The 22,827-nt window shown below is 41.2% G+C and carries 9 protein-coding genes and 1 rRNA gene; 8 read left to right on the top strand and 2 right to left on the bottom strand.

What is annotated here, in order from left to right:
- Nucleotides 1–189: 189 nt before the first annotated feature.
- The 3 genes from rrf (at nt 190) to A359_RS02495 (ending at nt 8,282) form a co-directional block, all read left to right on the top strand.
- Nucleotides 190–305 (top strand): 5S ribosomal RNA (gene rrf / locus A359_RS02510).
- 2,813 nt (nt 306–3,118) lie between these two features.
- The gene (gene glnS, locus A359_RS02500; RefSeq protein ID WP_014888289.1) at nt 3,119–4,789 is read left to right on the top strand and encodes a glutamine--tRNA ligase; all 1,671 of its coding nucleotides are present in this window, start codon (nt 3,119–3,121) and stop codon (nt 4,787–4,789) included.
- Nucleotides 4,790–6,812: 2,023 nt separating this feature from the next.
- Nucleotides 6,813–8,282 (top strand): MFS transporter, encoded by a 1,470-nt coding sequence (locus tag A359_RS02495; RefSeq protein WP_014888288.1) that lies wholly within the window; start codon nt 6,813–6,815, stop codon nt 8,280–8,282.
- Nucleotides 8,283–11,435: 3,153 nt separating this feature from the next.
- Here the strand turns inward: A359_RS02495 and infA are convergent.
- Together infA and yihA are read right to left on the bottom strand one after the other, a co-directional pair.
- Nucleotides 11,436–11,654 (bottom strand): translation initiation factor IF-1, encoded by a 219-nt coding sequence (gene infA / locus A359_RS02490; protein ID WP_014888287.1) that lies wholly within the window; start codon nt 11,652–11,654, stop codon nt 11,436–11,438.
- Between the two features lie 1,055 nt (nt 11,655–12,709).
- Entirely contained in the window at nt 12,710–13,366 is a 657-nt protein-coding gene (gene yihA, locus A359_RS02485) for a ribosome biogenesis GTP-binding protein YihA/YsxC (protein ID WP_014888286.1), read from the bottom strand.
- 2,095 nt (nt 13,367–15,461) lie between these two features.
- Here yihA and hslV point away from each other — a divergent pair.
- From hslV to nuoC, 5 genes are all read left to right on the top strand, one after another.
- The gene (hslV, locus tag A359_RS02475) at nt 15,462–15,992 is read left to right on the top strand and encodes an ATP-dependent protease subunit HslV (protein WP_044104537.1); all 531 of its coding nucleotides are present in this window, start codon (nt 15,462–15,464) and stop codon (nt 15,990–15,992) included.
- Between the two features lie 11 nt (nt 15,993–16,003).
- Entirely contained in the window at nt 16,004–17,335 is a 1,332-nt protein-coding gene (hslU, locus tag A359_RS02470; protein WP_014888283.1) for an HslU--HslV peptidase ATPase subunit, read from the top strand.
- A 2,482-nt stretch (nt 17,336–19,817) separates the two neighbouring features.
- Entirely contained in the window at nt 19,818–20,267 is a 450-nt protein-coding gene (gene ndhC / locus A359_RS02465; RefSeq protein WP_014888281.1) for an NADH-quinone oxidoreductase subunit A, read from the top strand.
- 2 nt (nt 20,268–20,269) lie between these two features.
- Nucleotides 20,270–20,944 (top strand): NuoB/complex I 20 kDa subunit family protein, encoded by a 675-nt coding sequence (locus A359_RS02460; RefSeq protein ID WP_014888280.1) that lies wholly within the window; start codon nt 20,270–20,272, stop codon nt 20,942–20,944.
- A gap of 78 nt (nt 20,945–21,022) precedes the next feature.
- Nucleotides 21,023–22,825 carry an NADH-quinone oxidoreductase subunit C/D gene (nuoC, locus tag A359_RS02455; RefSeq protein WP_014888279.1) on the top strand — a complete coding sequence of 601 codons (1,803 nt, stop codon included), beginning with the start codon at nt 21,023–21,025 and terminating at the stop codon, nt 22,823–22,825.
- Nucleotides 22,826–22,827: the final 2 nt, after the last annotated feature.

Below are 22,827 nucleotides of genomic sequence, written 5' to 3'. Positions count from 1 at the left end.
AAAAAATTCAAGGCAGTATGCCGCTCATATAAGATTCAAAAATCTAAACATGCAATAGCTGCTAAGCATAGAAATAATTCTTTTAAAAAAAGATGTCAGCGATCTTTCAGAAATACTTGAATAGTCACGATAATCACTGTAAAGCAAGAATAGCCTACACCCAAAAAAATAGTGTAGGAAACGATTTTTCCTGGCGGCACTAGCGCAGTGGTCCCACCTGATCCCATACCGAACTCAGAAGTGAAACGCTGTAGCGCCGATGGTAGTGTGGGGTCTCCCCATGTGAGAGTAGGGAGCCGCCAGGTATTTAATATGTCATACTCTGGGCCTGGGTAAAGCAGGCAAAATAATCAGGCATAAATAAGCAACGAGCATGATTAACAAAGAAGATCGTAAAAAAATCTTCACTACGTTTACACTATACTATTTGGTATAGTCAAAAGCCCTGAACCCTGGTTCAGGGCTTTTTATTTTTTCACTCTGTTAATGATTGTGTCAATACATTTTGATACGTACCAAATGCTTAAGATGCACCATGTCGTATTTATGAAGCTTCATAATTCATAATATCAACCTTCCTGCTCAAGAAATAAAAATTAATTTTCGGACGTTCTCTGAACCCATATCGAGTCTCGTCACAGAAACGTAAAAATGCGGATGATGTCGTGCGTGGATATCGATCGCGTTTGGCATGTTAATGTTGCTCAAGAAAGCATGAACATTGTGACTCACATGTATTGATTCCTTTGGCAGATTTATGAGTTATTATCAATCGCAGTATCATTAATATAGCAATGTATGGTTTTAGATTAAGCGTATCGCACGGGCATTGAGCATTAATCTAAATGTTTATTTAGATCCCCGGAAAGATTCAGTCAAGGCGGTTTTTTAGATAGAGGAATGCTTAAGACTGTAATCATGATCTTCTTATAAAGTAGATAAAAAATAGTTTTATTGAATACAAAAAATACTTTTTATGCTCTTTATCTAAACATCACAAGAAAAAAATTTAAACGTATATTATTTTGCTGAAAATTATTTTTTTGAACTCAATGAGGTGTTTCACGAGTTAGATTCTATTAAGGCGATTTTTATTTGACGCAGATAGTGTACATCATTTCTAACAGCGTAATCCGCTTAAAAAAGTGTTGATCATCATAGTTATCACCCCCCGGATGGTTAGATGATGGTAAGATAGAAGAAGATGACGAGCAGAAGGTGTTGTCATGTGAACAGTACTCGTGTAAGATAGAAGATAATAATGACAACCTATATTTTTATATGTTTTACGGTTAAAGATGTAGAGAAGCCGATATGAAGAAGGTTTACGTTCCTTCTCAAGCATAATAGCGTTTATTAAGGATAAAAAATCAGGCAAAAATGGCATTTACCACGCTAGAATAAATAGAAGGTTCAATAAATAAAAAGTTGCTTGACCTACTAGGTCAGCTTGCGTTTATTAATATTAAAGTAAAGGGTATGCAGTTTTTAATTCGTAGCAACATAAAAAAATTGATTAAACCAATAATCCCCAGATTATTATCTCACAGCACATCCCTCAGTGCCAAATTGTGTTATCGAGGCCTTATAGAAGCAGTTTCCTTATAAAAAAAGATAAAATCTGACTTAGTCAGTGTCTAAAATAATGATGTCTGCATTAAAACATAGTATTTATAAGAAAGAAAAGTTTTAGTGAATCAGTGTACTTTCAACGCGCCTCTCAAGCAGCACGATCGTCCAGATGCCCTCGATAAATGAAGAAACTATTACTGTACAGAATACACGAACCTTGCTCTTGCATAAGAGACGCTAGACCAGCTGTCTATATCAGAAAAGGCTATTCAAAACGCTGCGAACCATGAAGAAAAATACGCAGCTCTTTTATGAAGAGCTCTAGAATAATGGATTGAGCGTATTTTCAATGGATGACTCTAGAGGCACTGATAAGAAGGAAGGGTGATGCTTTGCTAAAAAATGAGCAAAAAAAACATAGTTTACTTAGCATTAATAGATCAATATGCAGTCAGACTGGCTATTAAAAGTGATAGAAATTTGATCTTGAAAGTGCCGGTGAAGGCAACTTTCAAGATCAATGGTGTTATTTATATACTAGAAAAGCATAGCAAAAATGCTATCTATTTTTTCGTGCATGACGCAAGACATTGACGTTTATTTTCGTCTACTGATTGCACATTGCTGCTCTGATCTCATCAGCTTTTTATACATCTGATCAAGAAAACCACCAAGACAAGAAGGGAAGAAATGACTTCATAAATTTTAAGATAGAAATGAGTAAGATTTTCTTATTTTGAGGAGTAAAATAACACAGCCACTGAGACTTCGCCGGATAACCGAGATCAACACATTAACAACCCTCATACTATGAACATCACCAGGTGTTAATTCACAGGCATGACGCCTGTGGACAAGAAAGCAGACTATTATACCTGCTGAGTAGTTGAAACAGCTATATTTTGCTTAAGAATAGCGCGAAAGATGTCCTTTTTTGACTCTGCTTCATCATACAGGAGTGCTTCGGATTTACAGGTTCTGCTAAAGATGATACAGCGCATGCCGGAAAAATTCAGGATTTTTCTGCTGAAATTACTAACGATACACGTTAGTGTGATAGGCGTATTGTACGCAAAAAATAACGCTGCTTATGCCGCTTCGGCGTGTATACACTTAATCTTATTGCACAAAACCAGAATCAATGTATCATATTTTTTATTCGCCACTCTTGATTATTGCCCTGTGAATCTCTAAAAGTCTCTGCATCAACTAACACTTACTCTTTCAGGTGTGAAAATGAAAAGGCATAATATATTGCAAAAAGAGATGAACAAATTTCAATACTTTACTTTTAACGACTGCATATATTTTATAATTTTTATTATGGGTCTATCAGTAACGTAGAAAACAGCATCCCAAACAAAACTTGTCCTAGTCATCTTAAAAATATGAAGATAAATGGTGTTCTTCAGGTATGAGAGAGCTCTGCCACATTTAGATCCATTATATCCACCCTGGCCTGTCTCTAACAAATTTTTGGTATCTTGGTTTTTGTGACATCAGGACATGAGATTAATTGTGCGATGTTGCTTAGAGGAACATCAATATGAGCAAGGCTGAACCCCGTTCAACTAACTTTATTCGTCACATTATCGAAAAAGATCTTGCCTCTGGAAAGCATAGATCGGTGCATACTCGTTTTTCTCCGGAGCCTAATGGCTATTTGCATATCGGCCATGCAAAATCTATTTTCCTTAATTTTGGTATTGCACAGGATTATCAAGGTCAATGCAACTTACGTTTTGACGATACCAACCCTGTTAAAGAGAACATCGAATATATTGAATCTATTAAGCGTGATTTACAGTGGTTGGGTTGCAATTGGAGCGGTGACATTCACTACTCTTCCGACTATTTCGATACTTTGTATGAGTATGCACTGGAGCTAATCGGAAAAGGACTGGCCTATGTTGATCAGCTTTCCCCTGACGAAATACGTGAACATCGCGGTACACTGACACGCCCCGGTCAAAATAGTCCCTATCGGGATCGTAGCGTAGAAGAAAACCGTGTGCTATTCGCTAAAATGCGTAACGGTGAATTTGCTGAGAGCTGTGCCTGTTTACGGGCCAAAATTGATATGACATCACCTTTTATGGTGATGCGTGACCCAGTATTGTACCGAATTAGGTTTGCCTATCACCATCAGACCGGTGACACTTGGTGTATTTATCCAATGTATGACTTTACCCACTGCATCTCCGATGCTTTAGAAGGTATCACGCATTCCTTATGCACTCTGGAATTTCAGGAAAATCGACAGCTGTATAATTGGATTCTGGACCACATTACGATTGATGGGCATCCCCAGCAGTATGAATTTTCCCGACTAAACCTTGAATACGCTATCATGTCTAAACGGAAGCTTAATTTACTAGTGACGGAAAAAATTGTTGAAGGCTGGGATGATCCACGCATGCCAACCATTGCTGGCCTCCGTCGACGAGGCTATACTGCCAATTCGATTTACGAATTTTGTCAACGCATCGGCGTGACAAAGCAGGACAGCAATGTAGAAATGGCCGCGCTAGAAGCCTGTATTCGCGAAGATCTAAACGAACGTGCGCCGCGAGCCATGGCAGTGATCGACCCCGTTCGTATAGTCATCGAAAGCCTCCCGGCGGGGCATGAACAGGATATTTTGATGCGAAACCACATCAAAAATCCGGACATGGGTACCCGATTGGTCGCGTTTAGCCGCGATATTTTTATCGATAGGTCTGATTTTTGTGAAGAGGCCAAGGAGCAATACAAACGTCTAGTGCTGGGTAAGGAAGTCCGTTTGCGCAATTCCTATGTGATTAAAGCTGAGCGCGTGAGAAAAGATACTCATGGGACTATCACCACGATCTTCTGCCGACATGATCCAGACACACTAAATAAAGATCCCAGTAATAAAAGAAAAGTGAAAGGAGTGATCCACTGGGTATCTGCCACCCGCAGCATTTTTGCTGAATTTCGTCTCTATAATCGGCTGTTTATAGCAGTTAATCCGTCGATAGAAAGTAATGTTTTCTCTATGCTAAATCCAGACTCACTAATAATACGTAGGGGTTTTGTTGAAGCAGGTCTAGAATCAGCGAAAGCGGGTGAACCTTTCCAGTTTGAGCGTGAAGGCTATTTTTGTGCTGATAGCCGCTACTTTACCCCTGCCTATCCGGTGTTCAACCGCATAGTGGGATTACGTGACACCTTTTTAGCAAAAGTCAGGATGTGATCTGCAGCTAACCCATGCCGTTAAATTTCTATCTCTAGCAATGTTAGTTTTAGTTACTATTATGCCAAAAGAGGGCATAGAATATCATTTATTTTTTTTCGTTATTGCCTGTTGTTTTTATGATCCAGCAGCCTATTTCGTTGTTATTTAGAAGTGATTTTGCCGAACTTGATGTAGATACTCTCTTTGCAACACATTCAGCCAGTCATAACGATTCTTCAGCCTCAATAGTAAGTGAAAATGGTACAGAAGAACTAGTCGAGAATAGTTGGAAATAGTTGAAACTGGAGAGCTGACCTTAAGTTTTATTATAAATGTAATCATCATTACATAATAATTAGATGCACAATATATGCTTAATATTAGTTTTGCAGAGGAGCAAGAGCACTCCGTCGATATCTGCATCTGGGGGATTACGGTGCTGAAAATTACAAAAAATAATTTTTTGAATCAACGATTATTTTTTGGTAATTCCATGCCTAGATAAACCTATAATTTCTGCTTTAGATACTGCTAGGGCCGTCTAGCGGTGCGCTCTAGAGATCACTTTAACCCTTTTCTCAGCTACTAGGGCAGAACGAGAAGACTAACTTACATGCCTCTTTAGAGAGTGTTCTAAACTACAAATAGCTGTTTTAGCTACTGATGTGCAATGGTAGTTTACTTTTTTTCTAAGTCTCATTTGTTCTAAAACAGATGCTGACTGACGACACCAAGGCGATGCTAATGATGCTTTTCCGGAAAAATACCGCACCCTATTGCACACAGAATCATTAGCCTTATGGTCTCTTCTTAGTAGAGAGTGATGCTTATCACATGTCATATAATCGGCGTGATTCAATATTTAATACTTTTGTGGGATTTCCAGCAGAGGTTTGCCTTATCAAATTTTGCAGAGCCAGTACCTCCTTGAGGCTGTTATGAGATAAATCAGTATAGAATATATATAATGCATTTTCGCAATATAATGCCCCAGATAACATGCATGTTATACATATCTGCATTTTTAATACCCAATTCCTAGTATTTATTGTCATTGTTTTCAGTAAACATGTTTAGAAGGGCATTCTATTCAACATAAAGTAGGTTATTGCACCCCACCTTGACATTTTATCTTATTGTTTTCCGTTTTTCTTTCTGAAAAAGGAATAGAGCGCGTCTATTAGTGTGTTCTTCTATCAGAATTGTATATAGTTAATACTCGAGTTATCGATATCTCGTAAAGTTCTTTATAAGAAGCTAAACACCGGTTGCATCAATGAGCAGATCAGAACGGTAGTTTTCATGGCTTGATTCATCTAAAAATGATCTTTTAGGCGATCTAAGAGCAACATTCTCGACTGATGTAGTTAATTATATTAATATATTTTTATACCTTCAGAGAGCCTCTTTTCTTGAGAGCCTTTTTGAAAATGGGGGAGTTTAGTGATGGTAATAATTTACTGTGCTGTATATCAAATATATTGAACTACGCCGCTAAGCGTACCTAATGAGTGCCGAAAATTTATCTTAATGCAATATTTTTGGTTATTTCTTGCTCGCTTTTACGTACAATAAAAGAATAACGCTTTATGAAAGAAAAACATTTCAGAGCGGGAGTTTCTTCTCAAGAAAAAATAGCATAGAAGCTTGCGTCTTTCAATAACATAATGTTAAAAAACAGCTAGGTTATGAGTCTCATGTTAAAAAACGCTCTTATGAGCGTAGTTTAACAGACAGCTATCATCAACGTACATAATGGGCTTAGACTGTAAGGCATCTCGTAAATTTTACGCATCTTACAATAAGAATACTTATAAAAGAAAAGTTAAGAACTTTTTTAAAGCATGTAGATTATAACTTTATGGGTTTACTAAAATAAACGCAACCATGTATTGAGTGAGCCCTACTCCCCTGGTGGGGGCTACATGATGCTAACCAACTCGCACGAGATCAAATGCCCCAGGCGAGTAAATACCCCGCTGTCCGGTCAGCACGCCAGCTGCTATAATGAGCGGACAAAAAATATCTCAATCAGGGACCTATGTACCAGACCCCGGCGTCACCCGCAGCGCCGTTTCGGCGCAGCGGGATACTTATTGCTTGTATGCTGGCCATGTTTATGTCAGCAGTAGAAGTGACTATCATCGCCACTGCCATGCCAGATATTATCGCAAACCTAGGGGGATTCCCGTTGCTCAGTTGGGTTTTTTCCATCTATCTGTTATTGCAGGCTATCTCAATACCAATTTACGGTCATTTAGCGGATATTTTTGGCCGTAAACCAGTCTTTTTTGTCGGTATAGGGCTATTCCTTACCGGATCCATGCTATGTGGTTTTTCGAGCCATATGCTAGCGCTTATTTTTTTTCGAGCACTTCAGGGGCTAGGAGCGGGCGCTATCGTTCCCCTCTCTATCACGATTATCGCAGACGTCTACAATCAGCAAGAACGCGCTCGTTTGCAAGGTTATCTTTCCAGCGTCTGGGCAGTATCAGCGATTATTGGCCCTCTGATGGGTGCGTTTATCGTAGAGCATTATCATTGGTCAGGTGTATTTTGGGTCAATGTGCCATTTGGCATTATCTCAGCGGGATTATTAGCGCGGTATCTGCCGGTTTCACCTAACCAGTCTGACGCTTCATCGCTCGATATGGCCGGTATTACCTACATGACATTGTCGGTTGGCTGTCTGTTAATCGCTCTTTTGCAAGGAAATGAGATAATAGGTCAATGTCGGGTAGGCCTGCTCGTACTGTCTTTGATCAGCGCAGTTTTATTGGTGCAGGAACAACGTCGAAGCACCTCACCACTGTTCCCGCTGGCTTTATGGAAAAGCCAAATCATTATTGCTGGTAACGTCGGCGGGCTGATTATTGGAGCATCTATGATGAGTATTGCTGCGTTTTTACCTACTTACATTCAGGCGGTGCTAGGCGGAACCACTCTCGAGGCAGGCTGGACCTTGGCAGTGATGTCTCTGGGTTGGCCGCTAGCAAGTACGCTATGCGGCAGATTCATGATACATACTTCTTACCGGCTGATGGCGTGGTGTGGCGCAGGTTTGCTCGTGGCTGGTAGTTTATTATTGCTGCGGCTGAACGCCGAGAGCAGTATGTCCTTAGCCCGACTAGCATCTTTTGTTATTGGCTTGGGGATGGGTGTAAGTAATACCACTTTTCTGGTTTCAGTACAAAATGAGGCGCCATTTGCAATTCGCAGCATCGCCACCGCCTCTACCGTTTTTACCCGTATGGTCGGTTCAGCCTTAGGAACGGCGCTCCTGGGTGCCACGCTGAATATAAACTTGCAGCGATTCCTACCAGGGATTGATAATCCTGTTCAGCATCTGATCGCGCATCACGGGCAGAGCAGCCAGGAGCTAGCATACATGGCACAGCAGGTAGCAGTATCGATGCATGGAGTTTACTGTGTCTCGTCGCTAATTGCACTCTGCGCATTGGGTGCTGCAGTACTCGTGCCTCGAGGATTGCGACCTCGTCAGGACGAGTAGCGCGCATTTGATAAGAGCCGGATGGAAAATAAAAGACATATACTTGTCTCTAATGTTGAGGAAAAACTTTCTATTAAAGAAATAGAATTTGTGACGTGCTCGACGCTAGAAACACTATTTTTACGTAAAGAAAGCGGTGTGCAGGCTGTCTAATAGAGGGGGGTAATCTCCTCCCCCTTCGTTTAGCCTTTTTACTATCGCTAACCACCTTGATTATCCGACGTCGAAGTCACTCAGACTCATATAACCATTCGGAAACATCTGAAAGATGCGCACACTTTTTAGTTTCTAGCCAGTTCTTAATAACCTAATGTTTGTAAGGTCTTATTGATTAGCATTGTGGGGATTACGTAAAATCAAAACCTTTTATTATTGCACCAATCCAAGAGATCTCTACAACGCAAAATTGCTCTTTTAAAAGATTCAAAAACCATGCATGTGCTGTAATTAATGCAATACACTGAGGCAATGCTGAGCAAAAAATTTTATTTCATTATCCTTGATAAAAGCTCAATCGATAGACTCTGTGCGATATCTATAGCTGCGAAGCTCGCGGAAGCTAACGCCGCTCACGCCAGCCGGTATGCCCTAAAAACTAGTAGCTGTTGCCCGGCACGTTAGACAACGACTAACAGGAAATGTATTTTGGAAAGGCGCTAATGTTTAATAAAGAGCCCAAAATAGATCTAAACATAGCTGTGGGCTAGATCGTGCGATCACCGGCACATATTTATGACTATAGAGAATGTACTGTTTCCCTACTCAGAAACCCTTAAGGATATGGGCTCGTGAAAAATGCACGTCGGATCGGGTGGTGGCCTTATGCTAAGAATTGGTAACTGTTATTTCGCAAAGCATACCGCCCATACCCGACAATTATGTAGAATTTTAAACACGTCCCACTTTTAGTTTTGAGCGCGCACTAAATCACGGTGTCTTCCGAGTACAGTCTTCTGGGTATGTTGCGCAGTATCGAGCTTTAACATGGCTAGTAACGACTGTTAGTGAGCGGCAGTCTCAGGTAGTCTATGTACTGCGAAAGCAGTATGTCATAGTAAATTTTATTTCCCATAGAACATTTAAAGATAAGACGCAAGCAACCAGGACGGTAACTCCGTTCAATAAAGATCAGTCAATCTGATAGAGGTCCACGGATAACTACAGCATCAACCGTTATTAATGAGCGTGTATCGGCTGAATAAATTAGAAGATTTTCTGAGAACTTGAGCTAGAACGGGCTATCCAGGAGCTTTTCCGTCGTTGAAACATCATCCTCTTTTACTACTAAAAGAATTGGGAGTAGGTAAAAAGATTATTAGAGAAGGGGGTAAATTAACGGATTTTGAGCGGTGCAGCTTCTGCAATTATTACTACATGCACCATGTACTATTTAATATACTTTCTATTCTGGTCGGAACTAAGCATTACAGTGCTTTCAAGCAATACTTTAATATGCTATGCGATTGACTTAAGCAGGAGCAAAACAGCATTTAGTGTATTGATATAACCTATAAATATGATCAGCTCCGGTGCGGCTTCAGGTAGGCAGGTAGATACTACTAACCTCATGCAGCCTTTTTCTTTAGTAAAAAGTGTATGTAATAGGCTCTACGACTAGTCAGAAATTCAGAAGTATTTTTAACAACAGCTCACGGTTTATTGTTTCATATCCAGAAGAGAGATATTACAGAACTGATAGTAAAAGATATAGTGCAGTTCCTAATGAGACTGAATTCTTAATATGCAGCCCATCATAACGGTATCCTGACCTATCCATGCGGTTTGAAGGATAAACGTGCGTCATGTTATGCTAGTCATTACTATTAATGCCGACGTACAGTAAGCCCCATCAGAAGTTGAGGAAACTGATTCAAAAGGATAACAACACGGCAGCTATATCAAAGATCAATAAAATGTTTGGGCTAGAATTGTACAACTGTTTTAATAGTGTGATTTGGTTGAAGGATCTCTCTACATAGATGATGTAACAGGTGATTGCGAGATATATTACTTTGTGCCAGGTTCAGATAGAGGTTTTTCGGTGTTTTTCTGGCACTTGGATAGAACTAATACGAGTAGCGGAGTGTAAAAACCATGATAAAGAGATGCCAGAATACTTAATGGGCCGCGTCATTTAAGACAATTCTGAGTCAACGAGCTCTTTTTTGTTAGTACATGACAGTTCGATTCAGGTAGAAAAGGAAGAAAAAATTGAAAGACTTGAGTGTCAGTTCTTAAGTGCCAAAAAATGTAGAGCTGATGAGAAATGCATTGAAATTGCCTTTCAGTGTGATCAGAGTAGGCTAAGACTATATCTCTTTTGTATCCCGCGAACACTTACGGAGCAGGCCTCTATTCCCTTTAAGTATTGCCCTTTTACCCAGAATACGGGTAAAAGCGAACAAAACGAAACAATACAATATGCTCGCTTTTACCGCAGAAACTGATTAGCTATTACAATGTGGCATTAGGCTTCGAGTGCGATGCATGCGGGCATGTAAAAGGATACAGATGACAAATGACATAGAAGAAAAAAATACAAAATTAGCCAAGATAGATCAAGGCTCAAAATAGGTTCTGATGTTAAAGGAGCCAGCCTTCGCGACATAATGCTCGTACTGAACGACATTAGACTATCTAACCTGTAGCTTAAAATTTATTGAATAAAAAACATATTATGCTCTTTTAATATAACGTTTTATGAGTACAGTCTTTTTTATTTTGAGAATTTTTTATGAGGTCATTTTGCATAACTTTTTTTAGGGATCAAGAATAAATAATTAATTGAGCGGTTCACTTTAGTTAAAAACACATCTAGAAAAACACCCGATTCTGCTGAACTATAATACATAGTTGGAGGTCAAGTAATGGTCATAGTTAAACAGCCGAACCAGAGAATTTCATTAGGACTACCGGACAGTGCTTGCACTATCTAATAATAGCCACTGATAGCAGAATGGCTATTATATTCTCTAGTGGATATACTCAATGCCTCCTAATGGGGAGGTGCGGGATTTATCGCTGTCTTGTAAACTGTTTTGAAGCTTAGAAAGGTTCACCTTGGTCTCGGTAAAGTAAATTTATCTCGAGCATGCTGCTGAGGGGGGATTATCGTAACTGAAAAAGCCTTGAAGAAACCCTGATCAGAATATCTTATCGGCTACGGAAGACAATGCGGCCTTTGCTTAGATCATAGGGTGTGAGCTCAACAGTAACTTTGTCGCCTGTCAGGATTCGGATATAGTTCTTGCGCATTTTACCAGAAATATGTGCGGTTACTACATGCCCGTTTTCTAATGCCACCCGAAACATAGTGTTAGGCAGCGTCTCCAGTACTGTTCCTTGCATCTCAATATTGTCTTCTTTGGCCATCTAATCCTCTAGGGGGGCGACTTTCTTTGTTGAAGAAATGGTTCTTATGTTGTTGCGTTACTGAACCAATGGATCTGTACAACCTCAAATGATGAAGTGAGGGTAGATGAAACAATCTTACGCCTTTGATGTGAAGCGTCATCTACTAAAATGTCATAGTAGAAAGCATGGTTCGCGATCATTCAAGAATGAATGTTTAAATACCATAATTCATGGGGAGAAATAATGCCGAAAAACCATCATCATGTAAAGCAAGGATAAGACAAGTTGCATAATCTGATTTTTAACATCTATAAACAGAATACATAGGTTTTTCAGTTGTCAGCAGATAACTACACGCGATACAGAGGTAGTAAGTACCCGGTCCTTCACTTCACCCATCAACTCTCCGTGCTTAATATTCTGTTCTTCAAGTTATAGAATAGGTCATTGAAATGATCTTTAGTATACTATTTTCGCTTTTCATGCAGAATATCGTACGAAAATACTCAAAAAGTATTATTAATGCATTCGAACAGCGTACATAATCTTTAAATAAATCTGATTTTGTGACCAGTGTGCCGCTAGACAATCGGGGCTTGTTATGCGATTGAAATGCCCCCATCATTGTGATGGGAGGCTGATCTCCTACAGCGCTTTGATTTTAAAGCAGTCAATTAGAATTACCTGTCTAGCCAGGAAGTGTTTGATATTGCGAAATTTATAGCAGTAATGAGGTATTTTATTTTGCGTTTGAACAGAAGATCTTAACGGAAAAGCCAGATTTCGCGCTACTTATCTGGGAGGTAGTCACGGATTCTGTTGAGATACCTCCTTGCCGGAATTGCTTTTCTGTGTTAAAAAATTCCAAGTCGATTCTCTCAGTTAAAAAATGCTGTATTTCCCCCTCACAAAGATCACTTTTAAAATCGACTTAACAGATTTATAGATAGGTCGCAGCGATCAGCAAATAAAATACGCGGCGCAGCATCACCGCCTTGAGAGAAAGAGAGTCGCGGAGTAGAGGAAAGAAGAGTCTATGACCCGGTGATAGGATCTTTGTACGGACGCTAACTTTAGTTCTTGTTTATGATTTTCGTGCCGGAGACAGCTGGAATTACTGCATGAGGGATAGCTGAAAACCAGGCATCGAGTTTCTGACGCAAAGTATCCACGCCCTGTTTTTTCAGTGATGAAAATGCTTCAACTTCCACATTACCCATAAATCTTAACACTCTTTTACATACTTGGTTGAGCTGTGCTTTGCAAGAGCGAGAAGATAGTTTATCGGCTTTAGTGAGCAAGATGAGCGTAGGAATATGATTATCAACAGCCCATTGTACCATTTTCTGGTCGAGTGCTTGCATTGGATGACGGATGTCCATCAACACTACCAGTGCCTTAAGGCTGTTACGTTTTTTCAGATATTCGCTCAGGGTTAGCTGCCATTTACGCTTTAACTCTGCCGGTACTGCAGCATAGCCATACCCAGGTAGATCTACCAGTCGGATGCCGGGCTCTATTTCAAACAGATTAATAAGCTGCGTTCGTCCGGGCGTTTTACTGGTTCTCGCTAGGTTTTTTTGATTGGTTAAAATGTTAATCGCGCTAGATTTTCCAGCGTTAGCGCGCCCCGTAAAAGCGATTTCTATCCCACTGTCAATGGGCAAATAGGACATGTCCGGCGCGCTAGTCATAAAATGGGTATTCTGATAATGATAATGTTTCGTCAAAGTGATTTGCTCTTTTCTTTGGAAGACAACATGTAAGTTTCTATGATACTGGTTATGAAACCAGTCCTATTTGTTGCCAAATAAGACTGTGTAGCGACGACCATATGAGAAGACCGATAATGTTCTAAGGTGATACGGATCGGAGCTCATTAAATGCCGGTAGCGTTTGCGATCAGTATTCAGATTTTTGGGTCATTATTACCTAGCGTGCAGGGTGTGCGGCATGCTCCGGAGCATCATCAAGGTAAGACTTTTGGTCATATGCATAGCTGCACGTGTATTTGCATCATAGATACGTAGACTCAAATAAGCATTTAGAAGTGTTTTTACTAACCTTCCTCTTTTCGGTCAGCAAGGATCGGCTCATTCTTTGCTGTTGCTAGGAGATAATCAGCTGTGCCACAGTTGATTATCAACCGCGTGTTCATATAGATAGTAAGAGAATAGGCTGGCGAATATTACTAGAGGGGACTTAAGTAGCGAGATTCTCATTGTAAGAGATTATAATGCACGTAACGTGTATTACAAGCGTCGTCAGCTGACACTTTCTCGATTTTTCAAATGTAATTTTGTCTTAAAGCTTGCTTAAAATCAGCAGTGCTGTGTGCACTCTCTATCTTCAGAGAAGATGTCATTTGTTGGGGGGGTCACCCACGGCTAGATAGAGCTGACGCTATCCTGTGTTTTTTTGATGCTCTCCTCGGGAGTTTTTCATTCTTTTGTGTGAAAAACTGTCAGACTGATAAGAGGACTGAGGCTATTGTTACTTTTACTCAAGCTGAAGTGTCTTATGCTTGCCTTAACTTTCTTCTTCTTGTTTTTAGCAGACAACAGTATAAGGACTTTAGGCGGTATCTGCATAAATGTAAACATTTCGCTCATGAATCTTTGTAACATCCTCAGAAAAAAGACAATCCTCATTTAATTACCGTCTGGCATTCATTAAGGATATGCAAGAAGAAAGCGTGCAGCGTTATTATAAGAGATGTTTTCTCCATCCGTGAAGACAATAGCTCACTTATTCTCTCTAATGCTACTAGAGAGCCGCACTGATTATTTTTTTTACTGGGGTGAGTGAGTAGATGTAAGGTTAGTCTTTGCTAGAGAGGTCGAGGTTTAAATGAAGTTCGTGAAATTAGGTAATGATTGGCTAAAATTTAGATGCATGCAAGGACAGCCTGATCTTGTTGATCGATAAACCTTAGAGCAACCTAGAAAGCTTTTTTTGAGACTCATTGTAATAGAGGCTACTAGCACGACGTGCTATTTGAGATAAGCAATCCATTTACTTCTTTCTCTGCGATGGGACACTCAACATTAACTAGATTGATTAATAGTATGCAAGTAAGTACATGTTTGCAATGTCGCATCCTCGGGGCGGTCATACTTTTTTTAGAAAGACAGTACGTTATCTTCGTTTTTTACTAGATGAACACATAATAGTTTTAATTCAAAACACTTCTAGATGGTTCACTGAGTCTATATGAGTAGTATATGAAGGCAAGTAAGCGGCTGAGAACAGTCAAAGCGTTTAACTAAATTATATATCCTATTAAGAATACGCACGCCATCAGTTTTCCGTAACATGAGCCTTGTGAGCAATCCGGGTTTTGCTCAGTATTGCAATAGATTCAATAATAATACGAAGTACATTCATGACACTCACAGTATAACTCCTTTATTTGGTACAGCTAAACATTAGCTTGTTCGAACAAAGTCCGTGCTATGCTATTAATTAGAAAACGGTATGTATACCCCCCCGGGAACAACTCTGAGCCACCTGATTCAAAAAAAGTGATATGCTGCCGTGTAACAACGAAAAAGAAGTCGTATCAAGACTGAATCAAGCGTAGTTTTTTATACCGATACGGTAGGTGGGTGGGGTTGAGTATCTGAATTCTAAGTTTTCGAAGGCATCAAAAGCAGCATTATTGCGGCGTCAATAACAGCCTGAAGAGGGAATGCGCTAAAAAAGACTACATTGTGTTCACGGTTTTAGGGGGTTGAAAAACTGTCATCCCACCCCACTTAATAGTTATCCGTGCACTCTCTGATGCATGAGAGTGTCCACCATCTCCATTCTAGGGGGTTGACTGTGACAACAGTCTTAAGTGTACGCCGAAATGGGCATGTCGTCATCGGTGGTGATGGACAAGCTACCCTAGGTAATACCGTCATGAAAGGTAACGTGCGTAAAGTCCGTCGCCTATATAATGAAAAAGTGATCGCGGGTTTCGCCGGTGGTACCGCGGATGCCTTTACCCTATTTGAACTATTTGAGCGCAAATTAGAGGTGCATCACGGCCAGCTGGTCAAAGCTGCGGTTGAATTAGCTAAAGACTGGCGTACTGACCGCATGCTGCGCCGGCTGGAAGCTGTGTTAGCTGTGGCCAATGAAGCCGCCTCGCTTATCATTACTGGCAGTGGTGATGTAATACAGCCAGAAAAAGACCTAATTGCCATTGGATCTGGCGGTCCTTATGCCCAATCCGCAGCGTGCGCATTGTTAGAAAATACCGATCTAGGAGCACGTGAGATCGTTAAAAAATCTTTAGGTATTGCCGGAGATATTTGCATCTACACTAATCATTTTCAAATAATAGAAGAATTAACGTTTAAGGCGTAAGGATCCTGAAGATGTCTGAAATGACCCCACGGGAAATTGTCGGTGAACTTGATGGTTATATCATAGGACAGAACAACGCAAAGCGTGCAGTAGCCATCGCATTGCGTAATCGCTGGCGCCGTATGCAACTAAATGATACATTACGGCATGAAGTAACACCAAAGAATATTCTCATGATTGGCCCTACCGGCGTCGGTAAGACAGAAATTGCCCGGCGCCTAGCAAAACTAGCGAATGCTCCATTTATTAAAGTTGAAGCCACTAAATTTACCGAAGTTGGCTATGTAGGCAAGGAGGTGGATTCTATCATCCGCGACTTGACCGATGCGTCTATCAAAATGGTACGTCTACAATCCATTGAAAAAAACCGTTTTCGTGCAGAAGAGCTGGCGGAAGAACGAGTCCTTGATATCTTGATTCCACCAACTAAGACTGACTGGTGGCAGTCAGCGGAGAGTTCTGATCCCTCCAGTATGCGACAGAATTTTCGAAAACAGTTGCGGGAAGGCAAGCTAGATGACAAGGATATTGAAATTAATCTTTCTGTAGCACCGATGGGGATGGAAATCATGGCTCCTCCTGGTATGGAGGAAATGACCAACCAGCTTCAATCGATGTTCAAGACTTTAGCCGGACAAACAAAGAAACAGCGTAAGATAAAGATTAAAGAGGCTCTAAAGCTGCTCGTAGAGGAAGAGGCAGCTAAACTGGTTAACCTGGAAGAGCTAAAAGAAAAAGCGATCGAAGCAGTTGAGCAGAATGGGATCATATTTATCGACGAGATAGATAAAATCTGCAAACGCGGTGTAGTATCTGGATCTGACGTCTCTCGTGAAGGTGTACAGCGAGATCTTCTACCTCTCGTAGAGGGATGTACCGTTTCCACTAAGCACGGTATGGTGAAGACAGACCATATTTTGTTTATCGCCTCCGGCGCATTCCAGGTTTCCAGCCCGTCTGATCTTATTCCTGAGCTACAGGGGCGTCTACCGATCCGTGTTGAACTGGAAGCCCTAACCACCGAAGATTTTAAGCGAATCCTAACTGAGCCAAGCGCTTCACTTACTACCCAATATATAGCCCTGATGGCGACAGAGGGGGTGCATGTCTCTTTTACAGAAGAGGGTATTAAGCGTATCGCTGAAGCAGCCTGGCAGGTCAATGAGCGAACAGAAAATATTGGCGCCCGCCGTCTTCATACTGTTCTTGAGCGTTTAATGGAAGACATTTCTTATGATGCCAGCGAGTGGAGCGGTAAAGCTATTTCTATTGATGCAGAATATGTTCGTAGACATCTAGATGCATTGGTGTCTGATGAAGATTTAAGCCGATTTATCCTGTAAAGCCTTATCACAATCATTGAGATTGACAATAAACGCTGCCTCCCTCTCAAGGTATGATGACATAAAATCATTAGACATTAAATTTGACATGTTATTTTTAAAGTATAGGCCCTGACTCTAGCGAAATTGATGATTTTTTGAGACTTTTCCAAAAATATGGTAATGGTAGAGACTGTCTGCTTTTTTTATTAAAAGGAATAGACTGCAATACCCTGGTTCTTCTATATTATACGCTTCCTGTGATTAACATTTTGATCATAGTTATGCAGACTTGGATATAAACAGTAGAAACGGATGGAGACAAAACGTGATTGTTGCAGAATCGCCTCTTTTCTGTAGCAAAAGATATTATTACTGCTTTTCAGGTGCTATTTTTAAATCTATATTGACGCTGGTAGTAAATTTTCGTGACCACTTAGACCCCAATAATGGGGGGGGTCTAAGTGGTCACTTTTTCTTAACAAAGCATTATGCTTGTCATGCTGTACAATACATCTTAGCTGATGTTTTGTGGGAGGCAATAAAAAACTATATACGTTGCGTTTTTTTAAGATTCTGCTACCGGATAGATTATTCGTCTTTACTAAACAATCCAATGCATCTATCCTGATGTTAATTTGATCGCTCTCGTTCTAGAGAGCAACCTACCCTGCAATTCACGCATTTTAGCAGCAGCACCAGAAGTTATAGAGGGAGTCAGGAGGTTTTTTGGACATGACTCAGCTAAAAGAGAAATGCTTTTTTACCAATCAGTGCTGCGATGATGATTGCGTCTAAGTAAAAAGTAATCGGTAATGTCATTCAAGATGCGTGTTCTATTTTATATAAAACGCGTTAAATCACCCATGATTTCCGAGAGCCGATCTGCTTGAACGACCTATTATAAAAGAGAAAATGGGTCATGAAGACCCTGTCTTTCTTATAGCAAGCATGTTTTTTTGAAGTTCATGTAGTAGGCCAAGAGGATGATCATATAAATTTTTATTTATGTAGAAAAGATACATGGCACAGCCAAAGCATTTAGAAAAATTCTATCAAGAGAGCGTATTATTTTAAGCAGTTGAAAAGATACACTTTCGATTTTTTGATATTTTCAGAAGAAGGTGATATAAATTATCAAAAAAAGAAAATCTTAAAAACCTTTAACCAATTATGCTATGTTTTTTTAAATTGAAATTAATCACTTAGATGCTGTAAAACTAAAAATTGAATATAAGTAATATTACTTGCATCCTAAGCTAGGGTGTTTTTATTGTGATCAATCAGCATCACGAAGCGTTCTGACCTATTAAGGATCATGTTGAAAATAAATCATCGCACTGATTGATGCTATCTACCTGTATTTAGGAGTGCATTTTATAGTCTACTATCTTATACTCATGCAACATGAGCAGCTTTCCGTTCTGAAATGATCTTTTATTAAAAACTTGGTGGCGTCATTTTTATTATCAATATGCTTCACTAGAGATACATACAACGATAGTGCACTTTCCCTTTACACTCTCAATGCAACATATCTTTATGAGAGGTCTTAGGGGAAAGTGCACTACTCTTCTCCATATGCGCAAACACGTAAGCACAAGCAACCTTCAGTCAGCGAAGAAACTAATTCAGCATTCGTTCTCTATTGTGAAAAAACGAAATGTAGTTTTATGGATGTTATTTTTATTGCACGATAGATAGTCATGCTACACTAGTAGACTTAAAAAAATCAGTAAGTATCTGTGATGAGTGAACCGTTGGTGAGGTGAGGGGTTATACAGTGGTACTGCACGTTATTCACTATTTCTAACAGCGTAATGCGCCTAAGTATTTTTTATAATAACTTTTATCGTCTCATCCCTACCTATGTATCTTACTCATATCAACTAATATGGCACGTCTGTCTGGAAGTGCTTTAAGCTGCACGAAAACGGTTTTGGCTCGTGAAAGACAGCGTTCTTTTTTCAGGAACTGCTTTTCCCTTCTAGAAGATTATCTTAGATCAAGCACGCTGGTGCTATCCGCTTTCTGAAGCAGTAGATAGTGTAAAATATATTTATCCCACAAAAGTGTTGGTGTATGCTGAGTAACAGCATCTCATTTAAAAGAGAGACGCAAAGAGGTTTTAGTGCTAGGTATAAACGCAAGAAGTGCATGTTGTATATAAAGGCGGCACCATGGCATCACATGCCAATGCCGTGACTATAAGCTAACCGCAGCTATCATGAATCTTTGCAATAATTTTTCTTAAAATAATTGACTATAACAACGCCCGATTGAGTAACGATTTTATTTCTGTGCGCTATTACCATGAGCGCACATGCCGTCTTAGTTGACACAAGGTCATAAAAAAGAGTAAAAATAAGACTGTATCTAACCAAAAAACCGCGGTTCTTTATGTTTCTCTCGAGATCGCCAATTGCCTATCGCGGTAGTTTGTAAATCTATTATAGTCAACAAGCACTTTTTAACTCTCCGCTTTTGATGAGTAGCATATAAAATGTTGATAAAAAATGAAATGACCGCTCATTATTGGGCCTTTGGTGTATTCCTCTTCGGTGCTCTGGGTCTGTGCGTTTTTATGCTAATCAGCGGGTATCTTCTAGGCGGACGCGCTCAGACGCGCTCGAAAAACCTGCCATTTGAATCCGGAATTAATTCGGTCGGTACAGCAAAATTGCGACTGTCAGCTAAATTCTATCTAGTGGCGATGTTTTTCGTCATTTTTGACGCTGAATCCCTTTTTTTATACGCTTGGGCTACCGCTATCCGTGAAACAGGATGGGTTGGCTTTATCGAAGCCGCGATTTTTATTCTTATTCTGTTAGTAGGCTTACTTTACCTGGTGCGTATTGGAGCGCTTGACTGGACGCCGGAACAATCCAGGCGTTTACGTCGAGCGGGCCCATTGGTTACAGGCCCTGTAATTCAAAGTAATAGCGAGGCTTAAAGATGAATTATACGCTCACCCGAGCGGACTCAGGCGGTGAAAATAACCAGTATCCTCTTCAAAAACAAGATATCGTTATGGATCCTCTCGATCAGCATGCCCACCGCAGTTTTTATTTCTACAAGCTCGAGCTAGCGCTTCACAATGTTGTGAATTGGGGCCGCGGCAATTCTCTTTGGCCCTACAATTTTGGCCTCTCTTGCTGCTACGTTGAAATGACTACCGCTTTTACTGCTGTGCACGACATTGCACGTTTTGGGTCTGAAGTGATTCGTGCATCACCACGCCAGGCGGATTTTATGGTGGTGGCCGGTACACCTTTCATCAAAATGGCCCCTGTCATTCGGCGTCTTTACGATCAGATGCTAGAGCCAAAATGGGTTATCTCCATGGGAGCATGCGCAAATTCCGGCGGCATGTACGATATTTATTCTGTTGTGCAGGGTGTCGATAAATTTCTTCCAGTAGACGTTTACATTCCTGGCTGCCCTCCACGACCCGAGGCATACATTCAGGCACTTCTGCTACTGAAGGAGTCTATAGGAAAAGAACGGCGTCCTCTCTCCTGGGTAGTGGGAGATCAGGGAGTCTACCGCGCCAACATGGAGTCAGAACGTCAACGTAAGCATGGTGAACGCATTTCGGTCACGCATCTGCGAACGCCAGACGAAAGTTAAACGCGTGGATACGCATACAGCTCCGGCTCAATAGTGCTACCGCATGCGTCGGCACAGTAAAATGTGGTGAAGATAATTATGACAGAGTCAATGACGCAACAGCTTGTCGCGCCGGTCTGGAAAACTCACGAGCATCTTGATGACCCGGTGATTCGGGAGTTACGTAGCTATTTCCTGAGCCCGGACACGTTTTTTTTACAGCCGACCCGTAACGGCATACCAGTGGTGTGGGTCAAACGAGCGCAGCTTCTCGACGTTTTAAGATTTTTGAAAAATCTTCGGAAACCTTACGTGATGCTCTACGACCTCCATGGGATGGATGAACGCCTCCGTACTCACCGTCAAGGTTTGCCAGAGTCGGATTTTACCGTTTTTTACCATTTGATTTCTATCGATCGAAATTGCGATATCATGATGAAGGTGGCACTTTTAGAAAAAGACCTACGCCTTCCGACCTGTACCGGGATTTTCCTGAATGCTAACTGGTATGAACGCGAAACGTGGGAAATGTTTGGCATAATATTTGAGGGCCACCCTCACCTCACCCGCATCATAATGCCAAAAAGCTGGGAAGGGCATCCGCTGCGTAAAGATTATCCAGCACGCGCTACTGAATTTGACCCTTTCGCTCTTACCAAGCAAAAAGAAGATTTAGAAATGGCAGGACTAACCTTTAAGCCGGAAGAGTGGGCCATGAAGCGAGGGACTGACAGCGAGGACTTTATGTTCCTCAACCTAGGTCCGAATCACCCCTCTGTTCATGGAGCCTTCCGGATCATCTTGCAGCTTGATGGCGAAGAGATTGTCGATTGCGTACCAGATATCGGTTATCACCATCGCGGCGCCGAAAAGATGGGGGAGCGCCAATCCTGGCACGGCTATATTCCCTATACTGATCGTATCGAATATCTTGGCGGTTGCATTAACGAAATGCCTTATGTTCTAGCGGTAGAAAAGCTAGCAGGTATCGTGGTGCCTGAGCGCGTCACTGTGATTCGGATTATGCTATCTGAACTGTTCCGAATCAACAGTCATCTGTTGTATATTAGTACTTATATTCAGGATATCGGCGGGATGACTCCGGTCTTTTTGGCGTTCACCGATCGTCAAAAAATTTATGATGTTGTTGAGGCAATCACAGGTTTTCGTATGCATCCCGCTTGGTTCCGCATCGGAGGTGTAGCTCACGATCTTCCGCGAGGGTGGGACTCCTTACTGCAGGAATGCCTTAGCTGGCTACCGAAACGTCTGGATAGCTATGTAAAAGCGGCTCTGAGAAATAGCGTACTTCGCGCCCGCGCGGAGGGCGTCGCCGCCTACGGTGCGAAAGAAGCCCTGGACTGGGGCGTAACCGGTGCAGCGCTACGTGCCACTGGCATCGATTTTGACGTTCGGAAATGGCGTCCCTATTCTGGATATCAAAACTTTGACTTCGAGGTGCCTGTGGGTGATGGTGTGAGCGACTGCTATAGCCGCGTGATGATAAAAGTAGAAGAGATGCGACAAAGTTTACGCATCCTCGAGCAGTGCCTGAAGAATATGCCGGAGGGGCCGTTCAAGGCCGATCATCCTCTAACCACGCCACCTCCGAAAGAGCGCACCCTGCAGCATATCGAGACCCTGATCACGCACTTTTTACAGGTTTCCTGGGGGCCGGTGATGCCAGCTAACGAAGCATTCCAGATGATCGAGGCCACTAAAGGTATCAATAGCTATTATTTAACCAGCGATGGCGGCACGATGAGTTATCGTACGCGTATCCGTACTCCTAGTTTTCCTCATTTACAACAGATCCCATCCGTTATTCGCGGTAGTCTGGTATCAGATTTAATCGTATATCTGGGCAGTATTGATTTCGTTATGTCAGATGTGGATCGATAATT

Origin of the sequence: secondary endosymbiont of Ctenarytaina eucalypti (genome assembly GCF_000287335.1) — a bacterium.
Classification (GTDB): Bacteria; Pseudomonadota; Gammaproteobacteria; order Enterobacterales; family Enterobacteriaceae.
The sequence above is the reverse complement of the archived record's forward strand: the minus strand, read 5'-3'. Positions and strand labels throughout refer to the sequence as shown.